The 17,258-nt window shown below is 68.4% G+C and carries 14 protein-coding genes; 9 read left to right on the top strand and 5 right to left on the bottom strand.

Going from position 1 to position 17,258, the window contains the following annotated elements; genetic code table 11:
* A partial coding sequence (locus tag JZ791_RS28665) for an FAD-dependent oxidoreductase (RefSeq protein WP_216898463.1) occupies positions 1 to 1,354 on the bottom strand: 1,354 nt, incomplete at its 3' end.
* A 327-nt stretch (positions 1,355 to 1,681) separates the two neighbouring features.
* On the opposite strand from JZ791_RS28665, the gene JZ791_RS28660 reads away from it, so the two are divergent.
* Genes JZ791_RS28660 through JZ791_RS28645 form a run of 4 tightly spaced genes read left to right on the top strand, consistent with a single transcriptional unit; the run spans position 1,682 to position 5,517 of the window.
* A complete protein-coding gene (locus JZ791_RS28660) occupies positions 1,682 to 2,683 on the top strand; it encodes a VOC family protein (protein WP_216898462.1) in 1,002 nt (333 codons plus the stop codon).
* The gene (locus JZ791_RS28655; protein WP_216898461.1) at positions 2,680 to 3,555 is read left to right on the top strand and encodes an alpha/beta fold hydrolase; all 876 of its coding nucleotides are present in this window, start codon (positions 2,680 to 2,682) and stop codon (positions 3,553 to 3,555) included. Before JZ791_RS28660 ends, JZ791_RS28655 begins: the two co-directional genes overlap by 4 nt.
* A gap of 8 nt (positions 3,556 to 3,563) precedes the next feature.
* Entirely contained in the window at positions 3,564 to 4,745 is a 1,182-nt protein-coding gene (locus JZ791_RS28650) for an acyl-CoA dehydrogenase family protein (RefSeq protein ID WP_216898460.1), read from the top strand.
* Between the two features lie 19 nt (positions 4,746 to 4,764).
* Entirely contained in the window at positions 4,765 to 5,517 is a 753-nt protein-coding gene (locus JZ791_RS28645) for a hypothetical protein (RefSeq protein ID WP_216898459.1), read from the top strand.
* 163 nt (positions 5,518 to 5,680) lie between these two features.
* On the opposite strand, the gene JZ791_RS28640 is transcribed toward JZ791_RS28645, so the two are convergent.
* The 4 genes from JZ791_RS28640 to JZ791_RS28625 all read right to left on the bottom strand — a co-directional run bounded on the left by JZ791_RS28640 (position 5,681) and on the right by JZ791_RS28625 (position 10,152).
* Positions 5,681 to 6,796, bottom strand: a complete 1,116-nt coding sequence (locus JZ791_RS28640; protein ID WP_216898458.1) for an acyl-CoA dehydrogenase family protein — start codon at positions 6,794 to 6,796, stop codon at positions 5,681 to 5,683.
* 19 nt (positions 6,797 to 6,815) lie between these two features.
* Positions 6,816 to 8,291 (bottom strand): aldehyde dehydrogenase family protein, encoded by a 1,476-nt coding sequence (locus JZ791_RS28635; protein WP_216898457.1) that lies wholly within the window; start codon positions 8,289 to 8,291, stop codon positions 6,816 to 6,818.
* A 68-nt stretch (positions 8,292 to 8,359) separates the two neighbouring features.
* The gene (locus JZ791_RS28630; RefSeq protein WP_216898456.1) at positions 8,360 to 9,361 is read right to left on the bottom strand and encodes an LLM class flavin-dependent oxidoreductase; all 1,002 of its coding nucleotides are present in this window, start codon (positions 9,359 to 9,361) and stop codon (positions 8,360 to 8,362) included.
* 17 nt (positions 9,362 to 9,378) lie between these two features.
* Positions 9,379 to 10,152: an enoyl-CoA hydratase/isomerase family protein gene (locus JZ791_RS28625; RefSeq protein WP_216898455.1), complete on the bottom strand. Its 774-nt coding sequence runs from the start codon at positions 10,150 to 10,152 to the stop codon at positions 9,379 to 9,381.
* 340 nt (positions 10,153 to 10,492) lie between these two features.
* On the opposite strand from JZ791_RS28625, the gene JZ791_RS28620 reads away from it, so the two are divergent.
* From JZ791_RS28620 to JZ791_RS28600, 5 genes are read left to right on the top strand one after another with little or no spacing between them, the layout of a single operon-like run.
* On the top strand, positions 10,493 to 11,725 hold the full coding sequence (locus JZ791_RS28620) for a CaiB/BaiF CoA transferase family protein (RefSeq protein ID WP_216898454.1): 1,233 nt from the start codon (positions 10,493 to 10,495) through the stop codon (positions 11,723 to 11,725).
* A 22-nt stretch (positions 11,726 to 11,747) separates the two neighbouring features.
* Positions 11,748 to 12,947: a cytochrome P450 gene (locus tag JZ791_RS28615; protein ID WP_216898453.1), complete on the top strand. Its 1,200-nt coding sequence runs from the start codon at positions 11,748 to 11,750 to the stop codon at positions 12,945 to 12,947.
* Between the two features lie 9 nt (positions 12,948 to 12,956).
* Positions 12,957 to 14,066: an acyl-CoA dehydrogenase family protein gene (locus tag JZ791_RS28610; protein WP_216898452.1), complete on the top strand. Its 1,110-nt coding sequence runs from the start codon at positions 12,957 to 12,959 to the stop codon at positions 14,064 to 14,066.
* An 18-nt stretch (positions 14,067 to 14,084) separates the two neighbouring features.
* Positions 14,085 to 16,004 (top strand): AMP-binding protein, encoded by a 1,920-nt coding sequence (locus JZ791_RS28605; RefSeq protein WP_216898451.1) that lies wholly within the window; start codon positions 14,085 to 14,087, stop codon positions 16,002 to 16,004.
* Between the two features lie 11 nt (positions 16,005 to 16,015).
* On the top strand, positions 16,016 to 17,257 hold the full coding sequence (locus JZ791_RS28600; protein ID WP_216898450.1) for an FAS1-like dehydratase domain-containing protein: 1,242 nt from the start codon (positions 16,016 to 16,018) through the stop codon (positions 17,255 to 17,257).
* Position 17,258: the final 1 nt, after the last annotated feature.

Genomic DNA, 17,258 nt, shown 5'->3' with positions numbered 1-17,258 from the left:
TCAGCAGGGGGTTGGGGAGGTCGCTGGTGAGCGGTACGAGGAAGTTCTGGCGGGGGTACGCGGAGTAGCCGACGATGTACTGGAACATCTGGTCCCAGGCGGTTTCGCCGCGGTGGAAGCGTTCGTCGACGCCGGATTTCCCGTAGCCGTTGTACTCCTCGACCGTCTTGCGAAACTTGTCCGCCGGGACGCCGATGATCGCGGCGAGCTCGTCGAGGGTGTCGGCGCGGCGCAGGGCGCCGGAGTCGAACCATTCCTGGCGCACCCCCACGGCGGGGTCGTCGCCGAAGCCGTCGCGGGTGAACTGGCGGTGGTCGAAGACCCAGTGGGTGCGGGTGTGCGTGACGCCGGTCTCGCGATGCAGCCGGGCCATTTCGTGGCCCGCCTGGTCGTAGGGCTGGGTCTCGTTCATGAAGCGTTCGCCCTCGGCGTTGACCCAGATTCCGCCGCGGATACCGATCTGGAAGACCGGCAGCCCGTCGGGCTGGATGGTGCCGGGGACGAACCATGCCTCGTCCATCAGGGCTGTGGCCGCGCCGATCGCGGTACCGGCCTGGATCGCGTCGCCGGTGTTGCGCGGCGCGCCGTTGGACCATTCGCCGGTGAGCGGCACCGGCGAATAACGTTCGCGCATCTCGCGATTGTGTTCGAAGCCGCCGGCGGCCAGGAGCACACCGCGGGTGGCGTGGAAGGTGCGCCGCACACCGTCGTCGTCGACCGTGCTCACGCCGGTGACCCGGCCGTCGGAGACCACCAGGTCGGTCAGGGCGGTGCCGAGGCGGTAGGAGCCGTTACCGGTGTCCAGGAACGCCTTCAGCGTCCGGCCGATCAGGGCGCGGCCGCCGACCAGGACCGGTCCCTCGGCCATACCCCAGCGTTCCTCGGGAATCGAGCGGCGGACCAGCGGGGCCAGGTCACCGAGCTCGTCGACCGAGATCTCGGCCGGGAATATCGTGCGCCCCGTCGGGGTGGCCCCGGGCTTCGCGGCGAAGTAGTCCGGTACGGGGTCGTGTCTGAACTGCCCGAACAGCGGATTGCGCTCGAGGTCGTCGATGAGCTGGGGCGCGGTGCGCAGATAGGCGTCCTGCAGCGGCTCGCGGGACTCGTCGGCGACGACCTCACGCAGATAGGTGCGCGCCGCGTCGGGATCATCGGGCATGCCCGCGCGCCGGATCGGCGCACTGCCCGGAAACCACAGTCCCGCACCCGAATACGCCGTCGTGCCGCCGAACAGCGCGGTCTTCTCGAGCACGAGCGTGCGCAGCCCGCGTGCCGCCGCGGCATAGGCGCCCACGAGGCCGCCTCCTCCGGATCCGACGACCACGACGTCGTAGGTTTCCTGGTCAGCGGGCATCTTTCTGCCTGCCTTTCTGCTTCGGTGTCTCGGGGGCGGCGATACGGTCGGTGACGCCGTGGCGGTGACGCCGACGGGCGCACGCGAGAGAAGGCGAGATGCCGGGAGACGCGGGGGATCGGATGTTCGTCGAGTGTGCTGCCGCCGATGTCCGGTCGAGAACGGTTTTCCGGTGAGCGGGATCACTCGGGCTCTCGCGCGAGAGCCGATCGCGGCGGCCCCGCGCGCCCCGACGCGTCCCAGTGTGCGGAAACTCCGGCCTGCGCTGCGCGTCCGCTACTCAAACTTGCCAGCCAGCACCATATTTCGACTCGAAGGAGAGCGCGCATGGCTGGTTCGCACGACTACGATCCGGGCCCGCAGATAGCCCACGCCGGCGGCTTCTCGCTGGGCACTCCCGACCTGCAGCGCTCGCTCTGGTTCTTCCGGGACCTGCTGGGCATGGAGGTCGTCGCCGAATCCGACGGCGTGGCCTACCTGCGTGGATATCAGGAACTCACGCATCACTCGCTGGTGCTCACCCAGCAGGACGAGGCGCGGGTCAATTCCTACAGCTTCCGGGTCAAGCGGCCACAGGACGTCGAGCTGTTCCACAAGCAGCTGACCGAGGCGGAGATCGAGTCGGTCGAGCTGCCCGCCGGGCACGAGATCGGCCGCGGCACCGCGATCCGTTTCCTGGTGCCGGGCAGCGAGCATCCCTTCGAGCTGTACTACGACATCGAAAAGCCGGTGGCGCCACCGGAATTGCGGTCCAAGCTGCTCAGCAACTCTTCGCGCCGACGCGGTTTCGGGGTGCGGCGCCTGGATCATCTGAACGTGCAGTGCAGTCCGAGCACGGTGAACCAGGCCGAGGGCTGGCTGCGCGAGGCGCTGGGGTTCAAGCGACGTGAGTTCGCGATGATCCCGCAGGCACCCGAGACGGTCCTGGCGTCGTGGCTGTCGGTGACGCCGCAGGTGCACGATCTCGCGATCGGCGTGAACGCGGAGGAGGCCAACGGGCGCTTCCACCACGCGGCCTTCAATATCGAGAACTACCACGACATCCTGCGCGCGGTCGACGAGATCCGGGACTTGGAGATCGACTTCGGGCACGGCCCGGGCAAACACGGTATCGGCCAGGCGATGTACCTCTACATTCACGATCCCGGCTCCGGCCACCGGATCGAGCTCTACTCCGGCGGATACCTGATCTTCGATCCGGACTGGCAGGCGCTGGAGTGGAAGATCCCCGAATTGCAGTGGGGGCAGACGTGGTACGGCGAGGCCCTGGACGTCGGTCCGGGCGGCTCGTTCCTCACGACCACGCCGTCGGCCGGATTGCAACCATGACCGCAGTGCACACCTTGACCTACGAATCGACCCGTGCCACAGCGGAAGTCGGCGGACACACCATCGCCTACCACGAGGCGGGCGAGGGCGAGCCGCTGCTCCTGCTGCACGGGTCCGGGCCCGGCGTCAGCGCCTGGGCCAACTTCCGCGACAACCTGCCGGTGTTCGCGGGCCGTTTTCGCACGATCATGCCCGACCTGCCGGGCTTCGGCGGCAGCGATCTGCCCGTGCTGAACGAGATGTACTTCGTGGCCGCGGCACGGCAGATCGCCGGGCTGATGGACCGGCTGGGCATCGAATCGGCCGGTTTCGCCGGCAATTCCATGGGCGGCGCGGTCGCGGCGGAACTGGCGGCGCTGCTGCCGGGCAGGGTCCGGCGGCTGATCACCATGGGGTCGGGCGGGTTGTCGGTGGCGACGTTCGCGCCCGAACCCAGCGAGGGCTTCGCGCGGCTGTTCGAATTCCTCGGTGATCCGAGCCGGGACCGGATGATCGCGTGGCTGAAGGCGATGGTGTTCGACCACAGCCTGATCACCGATGAACTGGTCGATGAGCGGCTGAGCGCCGCGACCGCCGAGGGCGCCCTGGACCGTGCGCGGAAGATCTTCGGCTCACTGATGGATCCGGGACTGCGCGCCACGTACACCCCGCTGTGGACGCGCGCGGCCACCTTCACCACCCCGACGCTGATGCTGTGGGGGCGCGACGACCGCATGCTCCCGTACGACGGGGCACATGTCGGTAACCGGATGGTGCCCGACATCGAACTGCACACCTTCGCTCGCTGCGGGCACTGGATACAGGTGGAGCGCAAGAACGAATTCGAGCGTGTCGCAACCGAATTCCTCACCCGCGATGCGGCAGCCCGGTAGGAGCAACCATGACACACGAAGTAGTAGCCCGCGTCGAGGAACTGGGCCCCGAATTCGCCGCCCTCGCCGAGGAGAACGAACAACTGGGCAGGCTCAGCGACAAGACCGCGGCATTGCTGCGCTCCGCCGGGGTCATCCGGATGTTGCAGCCCAAGGAATTCGGCGGTTACGCCGCCCACCCCCGGGACTACGCCGAGGCGGTGATGGCGGTGGCCCGCAACGACGCCGCGGCCGGCTGGGTGTCCGGCGTGGTCGGCGTGCATCCGTGGGAGCTGGCGCAGCTGGATCATCGTGCCGCGCAGGAGGTCTGGGGCGACGACCCGGACACCTGGATGGCCTCTCCGTACATGCCCGGCGGTATCGCCGACCCGGCGGAGGGGGGTTATGTGCTCAGTGGGCGCTGGCCGTTCTCCTCGGGAGCGGACCATTGTGCGTGGAACTTCCTGGGCGCGCTGGCCGGAAACGGTTCGGGCGCACCGGCACAGCCGCCGAAGGTGCTGCACGTCCTGGTGCCGCGCGCGGATTGTCCGGTGCAGGACGGCACCTGGGATGTGATCGGCCTGTCGGGCACCGGCAGCAAGGACGTCGTGGTCGACAAGGCGTTGATTCCCGAACACCGGACGATCGATCAGCTCGAGGTGCAGATGGGCACCGCCGCAGACCGGATCGGTCTCACCGAAACGCTGTACAAGCTGCCGTTCATGGCGATGTTCCCGCTGGGGATCACCGCCGCGGTCATCGGGATCTGCGAGGGCGGGCTGGCGGTGCACCTGAGCCAGCAGCGCGAGCGCGTCGCGGTCACCGGCGTGCAGATCAAGGACGATCCGTACGTGCTCTACGCCGCCGCCGAGGCGGCCTCGGAGATCCAGGCGTCCCGGGTTCAGCTGCTCGACGGCATCAGCAGGCTGTACGACAAGAAGGACGCCGGCCAGGAACTGACGCTCGAGGACCGATCCACGGTGCGGCGCAACCAGGTTCGCTGCGCATGGCGAGCGGTCTCGGCGCTGGACGAGATCTTCGTGCGCTCGGGCGGCAACGCCATCCGGCGCGGCAACCCGGTGCAGCGATACTGGCGCGACGCGCACGCGGGACTCCAGCACATGATCCATGTGCCAGGGGTGTCCTACCACGCGAATGCGCTGGTTTCCATGGGCCTCGAGCTGCCCCCCGCCATGCAAGTTCTGATCTGAGATCGAAGGAGATCCGGTGATGGAAAAGGCAACCTACTTCAGGTTGGAACGCCTCTCGGCGTGGTCGGGATATCTACTGCTGGTGGCGTTCTATGTCGCGTTCGCCTGCGCCGGCATCCTCTCGCCGATCAGCCCGACCATGGGGCAGCAGGGGATTCACGACTTTCTGGTGCACCACCACACCGGCATACTCGTCGGTACCGTCATCATCGTGCTGGCGGTGCCGTTCGAGTATCCGTATGTCGTCGTGACGAGCCTGCAACTGCGCCGCATAGAAGGCGGCTGGGGCCTGATATCGATGCTCCAACTGCTCTCCGGCGTCGTCGCGCCCGTCGGGTTCTTCTTCCCCATGGCGATTCTGTCGGCTGCCGCCTTCCGGCCGGGCCAGCATTCGCTCGACGTGCTGTCGGCGATGAGCGACATCTTCTGGCTCATGTTGGTGGGCAACGCGTGCATTCAGGTCTTGCAGGTCTGGTCGATCGCGTTCGGCGCGTTGATCGACAAGCGCCCCAAGCCTGTCTTCCCGCGGTGGTACGGCTGGCTCAACGTGGTGCTCGGCGTGTTGTTCATCCCGGGGGCCTTCGTATTCCTCACGAAGACAGGGCCGTTCGCGTGGAATGGGCTGCTGGCCTACCTGATACCGAATCTCGCGTATCTGGTGTGGAAGCTGTCCACGCCGATCGTGCTGTTGCGGGCAATCAAGGGCGAGGCCGCCGAGGAGGTGGCCGAACAGGCTGAGCCCGTGGCCTCCGGAGGAGCGTCCGTACCGTAATCACGAAGCGCCCCTTACATCATCCCGGCGTGCTTTGGCCGGGATCCATCGGAACCGTTGGAGTACCGGTGGATCCCGGCCAAAAGCGTGTCGGAATGATGAGGGGCGTAGCCGTGCGGGGATGACGAGGGCAGAGCCGTGTCGGTCGGTGGAAATCGGGTAGTTACAGGCTCTTTCGCAGCAGTGTGAACAGTCGCTCGCGATGCACGCTCGCATCCCCATACAGCACCCGGTCGGTCTTGGCCCGGCGCAGGTACAGGTGCAGGTCGTGTTCCCAGGTGAAGCCGATGCCGCCGTGCAGTTGCAGGGCGGCGTCGGCGACCGAACCCGCGACATCGGAGACGTAGGAGGCGGCGACGCAGGCGGCACGGTCCGCGTCCGCGGTCCCCGCGTCGGCCGCCATCGCCGCGTAGTAGGTGGCCGCGCGGGCGCCGTGCACTCGCAGAGCCGCGTCGGCGCAGGCGTGTTTGACGGCCTGGAAACTACCGATCGGATGGCCGAACTGCTCGCGGACCTTCGTGTAGTCGACGGTGAGTTCGAGCATGCGCTGCATGGCGCCCACCGCGTCGGCGCAGCGCAGCACCGCCGCGTAGTCCAGGAGTCGCTGCACAGCCCCGGGGCCGCCGTCGAGGCGTCGGTCGGCGGGCACGCGCACGGCGTCGAGGCGGACCTCGTAGAACAGGCGGGTCGGATCGAGGGTGCGCTCGCGGCGGATCGTGAGACCGGGGGTGTCCCGATCGACCAGGAAGGACGTCGGAATTCCCGCGTACCGGGCGGTGACGAGCAACCAGCGCGCACCCGCCGCGTTCTGCACCGCGATCTTGATGCCGTCCAGCGTGATGACGTCGCCCCCGTCACGGGCGGTGGCCCGCAGCCCGTCCGGCGTCCAAGGCGCATTATGCTCGGCGAAAGCCCAAGTAGCCCAGTCTGATCCGCTGGCGAGGGCGGGCAGGATCTCGGCTCGTATTCCGGGCGAGCCGCATTCGGCGAGGGCATGGCCGACGGTGGCGGTGCAGGAGAACGGGCCCCGGGCCAGCGCCCGCCCGGCCTCCTCGGTGACCAGCGTGAGGTCGACCAGGCCCTGGCCCGAACCGCCGTACTCCTCGGGCAGCACGAGCCCGGGCCACCCGAGATCCGCTGCCAATCGCCATAATTCGGGATCGACATCGTCGTCGCGGTCGAGTTGGTCGCGCACGACACCGATCGGCGCATACCCGCTCAGCAGCGCGGATACCGCCTGCCGCAGCATCGCCTGTTCGTCGGTGAGCTCGAAGTTCATCGCCGCCTCCCGGTGCGGATCAGCGCGCCGCCCAGGCGACACTCTTGGTCTGCAAGTATTCGTCCAGGCCGAATTCGCCCCACTCCCGGCCGATTCCGCTCTGCTTGTAACCGCCGAAGGGCGCCCGCGGCGTCACCCCGGCGCCGCCCCCGTTGATCGCGACACTGCCCGTGCGGATCCGGGCGGCTAGTTCGTAGGCCGCGACCGTATCGGCGCTCCAGACCGCGCCGGACAGGCCGTACGGGCTGTCGTTGGCGATGCGGACCGCCTCGTCGTCGGTGCGGAATCCGATGACTACGCCCACCGGGCCGAAGAATTCGGCCTGCGCGATGGTCATCGACCTGTCGACGTCGGCGAACAGCGTGGGCTCGACGAAGTAGCCCCGGTCCAGATGCGCGGGTCGTCCACCGCCGCAGACGATCCGGGCTCCCGCCTGCTCGCCGGCCCGAATCAGTTTCTCCACCTTGTCCCGTTGCGCCTGGCTGATCAGCGGACCCATCGTCGTGGATTCGTCGGCGGGGTCCCCGACCCTGACCTGGCCCAGGAGCTTGTGCAGCCGATCGATGAACTCGTCGTGCACGGACTCGTGCACGATCGTGCGGGTCAGCAGCGAACATCCCTGTCCCGCATGCGTGGTGATGCCGAAGAAGGCCGAGCGCACAGCCCCGTCCAGATCGCCGTCGGCGCGCACGATGGTAGCGGATTTGCCGCCGAGCTCGAGCACGACCTTCTTCATCGACGCCGCCGCCTGCGCGTACACCTTGCGGCCCACGGCGTCCGAACCGGTGAAACTGACCAGGTCCACCATGGGATCGGTGGTCAGCTCCCGCCCGGCCTCGATATCGCCGGTCACCACGTTGAGCACGCCGGGCGGCAGTCCGGCCGCGTCGGCGAAATCACCGATCAGCAGCGATTCCAGCGGGGTGGCGGGCGCGGGTTTGAGCACGACCGCGCATCCGGCGGCCAGGGCGGGAATCAGCTTCATCATGCTCAGGAAGAACGGGAAGTTGTAGGCCGCGATGAGCGCGCATACACCGTACGGCTCACGTCGCAGAATCCCCTGGGAGATACCGACTCCCGGCATGATCGTGGGATCCACCGGGCGCTCCCAGGCGAACGCGGGCATCACCCGCTGGGCCATATCCCGCAGGTGCGCGATGGGCACCCGGGTCTGGAGCGTCTCGGCCAGGGCCCGCACCGAGCCCGCCTCGGCGATGTTCACCGCGACCAGCTCCGGAATCCGGCGCTCCATCTCCTCGGCCATCCGCAGCAGTACGGCGGCACGCTCGTCGGGTGTCATGCGCGGCCACGGTCCCTCGTCGAACGCGTGGCGCGCGGCCGTGATCGCGCGGCGCACATCCGCGACGGATGCGTCGGGAACTTCGGCGATGGTCTGCTCGGTGGCCGGATTGCGGACTGCCAGGACGGTATTCGATTCACCATCGGTCCGCTGGCCATCGATGTAGAGCTGTGTCGAGAACGAGTGTGTGATCATTTTCCTACTCCGGATATCCCGAATTACCGCATGGAACGCGGTGGGGAGCTGTTGTGCCGCATCAGAAATCAGTCCTCCCCGGGTACCGCGTCCAGCAGGGCGAGACTGGACCGGGCATAGGCGGCGCGGCGGGTGCGGCCCACCAGAAACGACGGCGCGGCGAAGAAGCCGATGTCCCGGGGCAGTGAACCGGCCCGCCGGGCCAGGGTCGCCCGCGCGTCCGCGGTGGTACCGCAGACGGCGATCTCGCTGAGCATCTCGTCGGTGACGGCCTGGCCCATGGCGTCGGTGTCACCGGCCCGGAATGCCGCGCGCAGCCGTTCGACGGGTTCCTGCCAGCCGTGATGGGCGACGAACGGATCGTAGGTCCGGACGGTCAGGTAGAACGCGATCATCCGCCGGGCGTCGGCGATGGCCCGCTCGGGCGCGGAGTCGTCGACGGCGGTGATGATCCAGCCGTATTCCAGTGGCCGCCGGTCGTTCTCGGCGGCGCCGCGGGCGACGGCGGGCCGCACCACCTCGTCCCACCACGCGGCGGTGAACAGACCGTGCCCGATGACGCCGTCGGCGACACGCCCCGCCGCGGTGGCCATGCGCGCGTTGAATCCCGCCAGCAGTATCGGGATATCGAGCTTTCCGAGCACCGGCGCGCGTACATCGGCGTCGATCGTGGCGAATTCACCCTTGTACCGGATTGTTTCGCCGTTCTCGGCGTGCAACCAGGCGCGGACGATCTCGGCGGTCTCGGCTATCCGGTCCACCGGATGTCGTGCGTCCACGCCGAACCAGTCGCGGTTGATCCGGAACGCGCCGGTGCCCAGCCCCAGGAACAACCGGCCCGGCGCCCGCGCGTGCAAATGCCGCAGGGCCGTGGCGTGCGCATAGGGTGTGCGGGCGAAGGCGTAGGCGATCGCCGGGCCGGCCAGGGCGTGCTCGGTGCCCGCGACGATCTCGGCCAGAGTCGTATAGGCGTCACGATCCACGAAATCGCCCGCACAGAAGGCGGTTACACCGGCCTGCTCGGCCTCACGGCCGACATCGGCGCCGGGCCAAGGCATTCCGAAGCGCATGTGGTTCCTCTCGGTATTCAGCGCAGCCGCCATTTCCGCTTGGGTACGGTGTCGGGATCGACCTCGGCCTTGCCGATCGGATTGCCGAGCTGGGTGTAGGACAGTCCGGTGCGCAGCGCCTGAGTGCGCGTCGAGTCGAGGGATTCCCAGATCGCCCGGACCGTGCCCTGGATCGCGGCGGCCGGTTTCGCGGCGATGATCCGGGCGATCTCGTCGGCGCGCTCCCAGAGCTGTTCGCGCGGAAGTACTTCGGAGACCAGGCCGATCTGCAGTGCGCGTTCGGCGGATACGCGTTCGTCCAAACCGAGCAGTGCGATGCGCAGCGCCTCGCCCAACGGGATGCGGCGCGCGAGTCCGATCGGCTCCAGCGCGGCGGTGCGCCCGTAGCTGACGTGCGGATCGAAGAAGGTCGCGTCGTCGGAGCAGATGATCAGGTCGGCCTCGTTGAGCCAGTAGAACGCGCCGCCCGCCGCCATGCCCTGCACCGCGCACACCAGCGGTTTCCACACCTGATTCAGTTTCGGCGACAACCGCTCACCGGGATCGGTCTGCGACCACACGTTGGGATGCCGGTCGATGCCCTGGCGGACGTCCATACCGGTGCTGAAGGCGCGCTCGCCCTCGCCGCGCAGCACGACCACCCGCACGTCGTCGTCGGTCTTCACCGCCTCCCACAGGACGCCGAAATCGTCGAGCATGTCCTGGTTGAAGCTGTTCATGGCTTCGGGACGGTTCAGCGTGACCGTCGCGACGTAGTCACTGATCTCGTACAGCACGGTCTTCAGATGCATCGGGCGGCTCCCTCGGCCGGAGATGCCGCGCAGTGAGTACCGGCCGGTGTCGCCGCGGCCATATTCGCTCCCGTCCGTCTGTCCTGTGCCGATGTATCCACCGGGCCCGCGCTGGAACGCCGAAGACCCGGTGGCAGGGCGGCGCAGGGTTATCCGTCCCGGGATGCTCCCGAAAACTCGCGCCGCACCGACGCGAGATCCCGCTGAATGGGCGAGCCCGGCGTCGGCGGCAGCGGCACAACGGTTTCCGGATCCGCGATCCCACCGAGTGGGCCGATGCGCCCGCGATCACGGGATGTCGGCAATTCTGCGACGAACGTACGACAGAGGAGTGTGCCGGATGCGCAGACCGATGGAGGGGGTGCGGGTGCTCGAGGTCGCCCAGTTCACCTTCGTGCCCGCGGCCGGTGCCGTGCTCGCGGACTGGGGCGCCGATGTGATCAAGATCGAGCACGCGGAGCGGGGCGACGCGCAGCGCGGGCTGGTCCGGGTGCTCGGTTACGAGGCGGCCAGCGCGGGTTCGTCGTTCTATCCGATCATGGAGGGGCCCAATCGGGGCAAGCGCAGTGTCGGGCTGGCACTGGAGAAGCCCGCGGCGCGGCCGGTGCTGGAGGAATTGATCCGCAACAGCGATGTCTTCCTCACCAACTTCCTGCCGGAGGCCCGGGCGAAACTGCGCATCGAGCTGGAGGATGTGCGGGCGATCAATCCGGACATCATCTACGTGCGCGGCAGCGGTTTCGGCCAGCGCGGCGCGGAGGCAGACAAGGGCGGCTACGACAGCACGGCGTTCTGGGCGCGCGGCGGCAGCGCCGCGGGCGTCACACCACCGGATTCGGACCGGATGAGTCGAATGCCCGCCGGCGCCTACGGCGATTCGATGGGCGGGATGACGATCGCCGGCGGCATCGCGGCCGCGCTGTTCTCCCGCGCGATGACGGGGGAGCCGTCCGTGGTGGACGTTTCGCTGCTCGGCGTCGGCGCGTGGGCCACCCAGTTCACGGTCAACCTCGCGCTGCTGACCGGCGGCCCGCTCGCGCCGCGGACCCCGCCGAAGCACGGGTCGGCCACCAATCCGCTGGTCGGCGCCTATCGAACGGCCGACGGACGCTGGCTGGAGTTGTGCATGCTGCAACCCGGCCGGTACTGGCCGGAGTTCTGCCGCCTGGCCGGTCGTGACGAGCTGGCCAAGGACGATCGGTTCGACTCCACCGACAAGCTGATGGCCAATGCGGCGCAGGCCGCCGAGATCGTCGCCGAGCTGATCTCGGCTCGCTCGTTCGCCGAGTGGACCGAAATCCTGGGCCGCGGCGAGGGGCAGTGGGCCGCGGCGCAGAACGCCTGGGAGGTCGGGCAGGATCCGTCGTTGCGCGCCAACGGTTTGATCGCCCAGGTCCTCGACGCCGACGGTGTGGACCGCGAACTCGTCACCAACCCTGTGCAATTCAATGAGACACCCGTAACCCTCACGCGTGGACCGCAATTCGCAGAGCACACCGACGAGGTACTGGCCGAATTCGGCATCAGCGGTGACGAACTGCTCCGCCTGAAGCTCGACGGGGCGGTGACGTGATGTGGATCGGAGAGGAGCAGCCGTGAGTACGACCCTCGAGCCTCGGGGCGCCCACGAGGGCGTGCCTGCTTACTATTTCGACAACCGGACGCCCGGCCCGCTACTGAGCCATCAACAACAGTGGGACGAACTCGCCAGTACCACCCACGGATTCAGAAGCACCGTGGCACAGGGGTATTGGGTCGTCACCGACGGTCCGGCGATCCAGGATGCCTTGCAGGACTGGCGCACGTTCTCCAGCACCTCGGTGACGGTGCTGGATCCGGATCCGCGGTACCTGTGGATTCCGGAGATGCTGGACCCGCCCGTGCACACCACGTGGCGACGGCTGCTGGGCACCGAGTTCGGGCCCAAGGCGATCGCCGCACGCGAGCCGGAGATCCGGGGGATCGCCTCGGATCTCATCGAGCGGCTGCGGCCGGCGGGCGGCGCGGACGTGCTGGACGAATTCGCGCGCCGGTTCCCGACGCTGATCTTCATGCGGCTGATGGGCCTGCCCGAACAGGATCTGGACCAATTCCTCGAGTGGGTGCACGAGATGCTGCATCTGTCGCACGCCGAGGATCCCGAGCATCGCCGGCAGATGGCCGCCATGACCGCGGTCTCGGCCTATTTCACCGAACAGATCGCCGCGCGTCGCCAAGCCCCGCGGGACGATCTGCTGTCTCGCCTGATGAGCTGGCGCATCGGCGGCGAGCCCATCGGCGACGCCGATATGCACGCGTTCTGCATCCTGATGTTCCAGGCCGGATTCGACACCGTCCCCATCGCCATCGGCTGGGCCCTCTACCATTTCGCGAGCCATCCGGAGCAGCGTGCGGCCATCGTCGCCGACCCGGCGTTGATCGCCAACGGTGTCGAGGAGACGCTGCGGGTGTATTCGTTCGTCGTTCCCGCGCGAAAGGCGATGCGGGATACCGAGGTCGGTGGATGTCCGGTGAAATCCGGTGAGATGGTGATGCTTCCGCTCGCGGTGAGCAATCGGGACGCCGGGCGGTTCGACGCTCCGCTCGAGGTGGATCTGCATCGCGAGGAGAACAACCACATCGCCTTCGGGTCGGGCCCGCACCGCTGCCTGGGCTCACATCTTGCCCGGCTGGAGCTGAACGTCGCGATGCAGGAGTGGCACAGGCGGATTCCGGACTATCGCATCGCACCGGGGCAACAGCTCGAGCAGACCGGGAACATGTATGGCCTGATGTCCTTGCGCGTCGAGTGGTGAACCGCGGCGATGACATTCACCCTCACCGAGGAACAGCGGGAACTGCGCGCGGTGGTTCGCCGCTTCCTGGCGGAGCAGGCGCCGGGCGAGCAGGTGCGCCGATGGATGGCGTCCGAGCCGGGCCATGATCCGGAGCTGTGGCGGCGCATGGCCGGCGAGCTCGGGCTGAACGGGCTGGCGGTGCCGCAGGAGTACGGTGGATCCGGGTGCGGGTCAGTGGAATTGGGCATCGTGCTCGAGGAGTTGGGGCGAGCGCTCGTGCCCTCACCGTACTTCGCGACCGTGGCGCTGGCCGGGCAGGCCCTGACGGCCTGTGCGGACTCCGCGGCGCGGGCGCGCTGGCTGCCCGGCATCGTCGATGGCTCGTCGACCGCGACGCTGGCGGTCGCGGAGGAAAGCGGTGGGTTGCTGATCGAGGATGTCACGACCGCGGCGGTGGATACCGGTGCGGGGTGGACGGTGTCGGGCACGAAGATGTTCGTCATCGACGGGCACACCGCCGATCTGCTGCTGATCCTCGCGCGGACCGAGGCCGGACCGGCGTTGTTCGCGGTCGGGGGCGATGCGGCCGGTGTGACCCGGACCCGGCTCGAGACACTCGATCCGACAAGGCAATTGGCTCGCATCGACCTCGTCGAGGCGCCCGCCCGCCCCATCGACACTCCGGGAGAGGCGTATCTTCGTGCCGTCCTGGATCTCGCGGTGACCGCCCTGGCCGCCGAACAGATCGGCGGGGCCCAGGCATGCCTGGACGCCGCGGTGCGGCACGCCAGGACCCGGGTGCAGTTCGACCGCCCCATCGGGTCGTTCCAGGCGATCAAGCACAAATGCGCGAACCTGCTGGTCGAACTCGAGGGCGCCCGTGCGGCGGTGGACCACGCCGCCTCCGTGGCCGCCGCCGGATCGGCGGAATTCCCGCTGGCCGCCGCCCTGGCCGCCGCGTCGGCCTCGGCCGCGTTCACGCACGCGGCCAAGGAGAACATCCAGATCCACGGCGGCATCGGCTACACCTGGGAGCACGACGCACACCTGTACCTCAAGCGCGCCAAGACATCCGAGCACCTGTTCGGCGGCCCCGCCCTGTTCCGGTCCCGAGTGGCCGACCTGGCCGGAATATGACGACGAAAGGCTGACCACGTGGGCATTCGCGACCACCTGTCCCGGCTGCTGGCCGAGGCCCCAGCCGACGCCGAAGCAATAGAGTACGAACAGCTTTGGTGGACCTGGGGAGATATCCGCGCAACCGCCCGGGCGACCCTCGAGGCGCTGGACTCCACCGGCGCGGCCGTGGGCAACCGAGTCGGCGTAGTCCTGGAGAACCGCCCCGAGCACATCGCGGTCGTCGCCGCGCTGATCGCGTCCGGCCGATGCGTCGTAGCCCTGAGCCCCCTCCAGCCCGCCGCCCGACTATCCGCCGACATCGCCCGCTGCGAACTACCCGCAGTGGTCGCCAGTCCCGAGATACTGGCTCGTACAGGCGTATTCGATGCAGTGACCGCAAAGGGCACCGCACTGGAACTGACCAAGGACGGATCGGTACAACCGACGCACCCTCCCGCGCGGCAAGCCATCGTCCCAGCGCACAAGCTCTCCGCGTCCACCACAGACGCCATGGCAGACTCCGGTACCGCAGTTGCCCCCGATACCCCGACCGCCCCGAGCATCACACGTCACCCGGACACCACGATCGATCCCGTCGCCGCAGTCGGCACCAACAGCGTCGCAGCAGATTTCGGCGCAACAGCTGATCCGGATGCTTCGCCGAATCCCGGCCCCGGCGCCACGGCTGATACGAGCATCGCTGTCGACTCCGCCGCCGATGCCGGGATCGCGATCCTCTCCGGCCTGGCGGGTGGTTCCGGTTCCGACAGTGCGGTCGATCCGGGCGGCTCGACAGACTCCGAGGCAACGAACAGGTTTGGTGCTGTGGTTGATTCGGGAGTTGGTGCCGAAGTCGACTCTGGTAGCGCGGGTGCTCCCGGCTTCGCGGTGGACCCGGGTGACGACGACATCGCGGTCGAGATGCTCACCTCCGGGACGACCGGTCCGCCGAAGCGGGTGCATCTGTGGGCGCGGCAGTTGGATCAGGCGTTGTTGTCCGGGGGGCAGACGGTGCGTCGGGACAGGTTGCTGTCCACGTCCGCGTCGATGGTTTCGGCTCCTCTGGTGCATATCGGTGGGCTGTGGCGGGCGCTGGCCTGCCTCACCACCGGTCGCCGGATGATCCTGATGGCCCGGTTCGATCTCGAACCCTGGGTGAGCGCCGTGGAGCGGCATCGGTTGCGCACTGCCAGTCTGGTTCCCGCGGCTCTGCGTGCGGTGCTCGACGCCGAGGTGCCCGCCGAGCGGCTGTCGAGCCTGCGGACCGTCACCTCGGGGACCGCGCCGTGTCCGAAAGAACTGGCGGACAGCTTTTTCCGGACCTACGGCATTCCGGTGCTGATGACCTACGGGGCCACCGAGTTCGCCGGTGCGGTGGCCGGTTGGACGCTGGCGCTGCACGAGCAGTGGTGGGATCGCAAGGCGGGCAGTGCCGGACGCGCGTTCGGTGACGTCGGGTTGCGGGTACTGGGCGAGGACGGGGTCGAGGCGCCCGCCGGGACGATCGGCCGCCTGGAGGTCCGCACGGCACAGACCGCGCAGGGCGACCGCTCCTGGGTGCGGACCAGCGATCTGGCGCATATCGACGACGACGGATTCCTGTGGATCGACGGCCGCGCCGACGACACCATCATTCGCGGTGGCTTCAAGGTCCGCCCCCGCACCGTCGAGGCCGTGCTGGAGAAACACGCGGCGGTCCGCGAGGCGGCCGTGGCGGGGCTGCCCGACACCCGGCTGGGCCACGTGCCCGTCGCCGCGGTCGAGCCCGAACCCGGACACACGCCACCGGAACGGGCCGAACTTCTCGCGCTCTGCCGGGCGCATCTGCTGCCCTACGAGGTGCCGCTGCACATCGTGGTCCTCGACCAACTTCCACGCACGCCCTCGAGCAAGGTAAGTCGCGCAGACCTTCTGGACATCGTGCGCGACCGTCTCGCGGGCCGGACTCCGGCATGAAGGAAACGAATATGACGATCGACGCCACCCGGGAACGGTTCGGTGTGCTGACCGATGCGGCGGTCGAACGATCGCGCCGCCGCCTGGGCGTTCCGAACCCGCAGAAGAACCCGCCGCACAACTACGAGGTGACATGGGATGGCGTGCGGCACTTCGCATTCGGCTACGGCGACGATAATCCCCTGTACTGCGATCCGGAATACGGCCGGCGCACGCGCTGGGGATCGCTGATCGCGCCGCCGACCTTCCTGTACACGATGGGGGAGGACGCGGCGCCCGCACCGGATCCCGAGACGAAGGCGCTGCTGAAGGGTGATCCCTTCGCGGGGTTGGGTTCCTATCAGGCCGTGATGGAGTTCGAGTGGTGGCGGCCGCTGTACCAGGGCGACCGGTGCCGGGTCCTGCAGACACAGGTCGGCGTGCGGCTCGAGCCGAGCCGGTTCGGTGGGCGCGCCGCCCATGTCACCCAGGACTACGTCTACACCACCGGCAGCGGTGTACCGCATGCCGTGCGGCGCGGGACCTGGATCAACGCCGAACGGCACAGCTCGAAGAGTCGCGCGACCGAGCGAATCGAGCCGCAGCCGTACACGCGCGAACAGCTGGCCGAGATCGACACCGCCTATGCCACCGAAACCCGCCGCGGCGACCTGATCCGGTACGGTGAGCGCGTCGAAGTGGGAGAGGTGTTGCGGCCCAAGGTGAAAGGGCCGCTCACCACGACCGACGTCGTGGTCTGGCATCTGGGCTGGGGTATGCAGCTCACCCCGCCCGGCTCGTTCAAGATCGCCGCGGGGATCCGCCGCAAGGCGCCCGGCCTGTATCCGCCCAACGAGCTGAACATCCCGGATACGGTGCAGCGCCTGCACTGGGAGCCCGAACGGGCCCGGGAACTGGGCCTGCCGAACCCCTACGATTACGGCGGCATGCGCGAGACCTGGCTGTGCCACCTGCTCACCGATTGGATGGGCGACGCGGGATGGCTGTGGAAACTGCGCTGCGAGCATCGCAGGTTCAACTATCTCGGCGACGCCACCTGGGTGTGCGGCACCGTAACCGAAAAGCGAGAGGTGGACGGGCACACCGAGATTCACCTCGAGGTCCACTGCCGAAACCAGCGTGACGAGATCACCACGCGGGGCACGGCGGTGGTGCTGCTGCCCACTCGCGACCGTGCGGTCGAACTGCCCGCACCGCCCGCACCGGACCTCGACGGCATCGTGGCCCGCGAGCTGGAACGCTTCGGTGTGTGAG

The sequence above is a fragment of the Nocardia alni genome (genome assembly GCF_019038435.1).
Taxonomy (GTDB): domain Bacteria; phylum Actinomycetota; class Actinomycetes; order Mycobacteriales; family Mycobacteriaceae; genus Nocardia; species Nocardia alni.
Note: the sequence above shows the minus strand (reverse complement) of the source record. Positions and strands in the feature narration are given on the sequence as shown.

What these genes read in the sequence shown, in the direction of transcription:
- JZ791_RS28650 (WP_216898460.1), top strand. Translation starts at nt 3,564, where the DNA reads ATGACACACGAAGTAGTAGCCCGCGTCGAGGAACTGGGCCCCGAATTC.
- JZ791_RS28635 (WP_216898457.1), bottom strand. Translation starts at nt 8,291, where the DNA reads ATGATCACACACTCGTTCTCGACACAGCTCTACATCGATGGCCAGCGG.
- JZ791_RS28610 (WP_216898452.1), top strand. Translation starts at nt 12,957, where the DNA reads ATGACATTCACCCTCACCGAGGAACAGCGGGAACTGCGCGCGGTGGTT.
- JZ791_RS28645 (WP_216898459.1), top strand. Translation starts at nt 4,765, where the DNA reads ATGGAAAAGGCAACCTACTTCAGGTTGGAACGCCTCTCGGCGTGGTCG.
- JZ791_RS28640 (WP_216898458.1), bottom strand. Translation starts at nt 6,796, where the DNA reads ATGAACTTCGAGCTCACCGACGAACAGGCGATGCTGCGGCAGGCGGTA.
- JZ791_RS28630 (WP_216898456.1), bottom strand. Translation starts at nt 9,361, where the DNA reads ATGCGCTTCGGAATGCCTTGGCCCGGCGCCGATGTCGGCCGTGAGGCC.
- JZ791_RS28625 (WP_216898455.1), bottom strand. Translation starts at nt 10,152, where the DNA reads ATGCATCTGAAGACCGTGCTGTACGAGATCAGTGACTACGTCGCGACG.
- JZ791_RS28655 (WP_216898461.1), top strand. Translation starts at nt 2,680, where the DNA reads ATGACCGCAGTGCACACCTTGACCTACGAATCGACCCGTGCCACAGCG.
- JZ791_RS28620 (WP_216898454.1), top strand. Translation starts at nt 10,493, where the DNA reads ATGCGCAGACCGATGGAGGGGGTGCGGGTGCTCGAGGTCGCCCAGTTC.
- JZ791_RS28660 (WP_216898462.1), top strand. Translation starts at nt 1,682, where the DNA reads ATGGCTGGTTCGCACGACTACGATCCGGGCCCGCAGATAGCCCACGCC.
- JZ791_RS28600 (WP_216898450.1), top strand. Translation starts at nt 16,016, where the DNA reads ATGACGATCGACGCCACCCGGGAACGGTTCGGTGTGCTGACCGATGCG.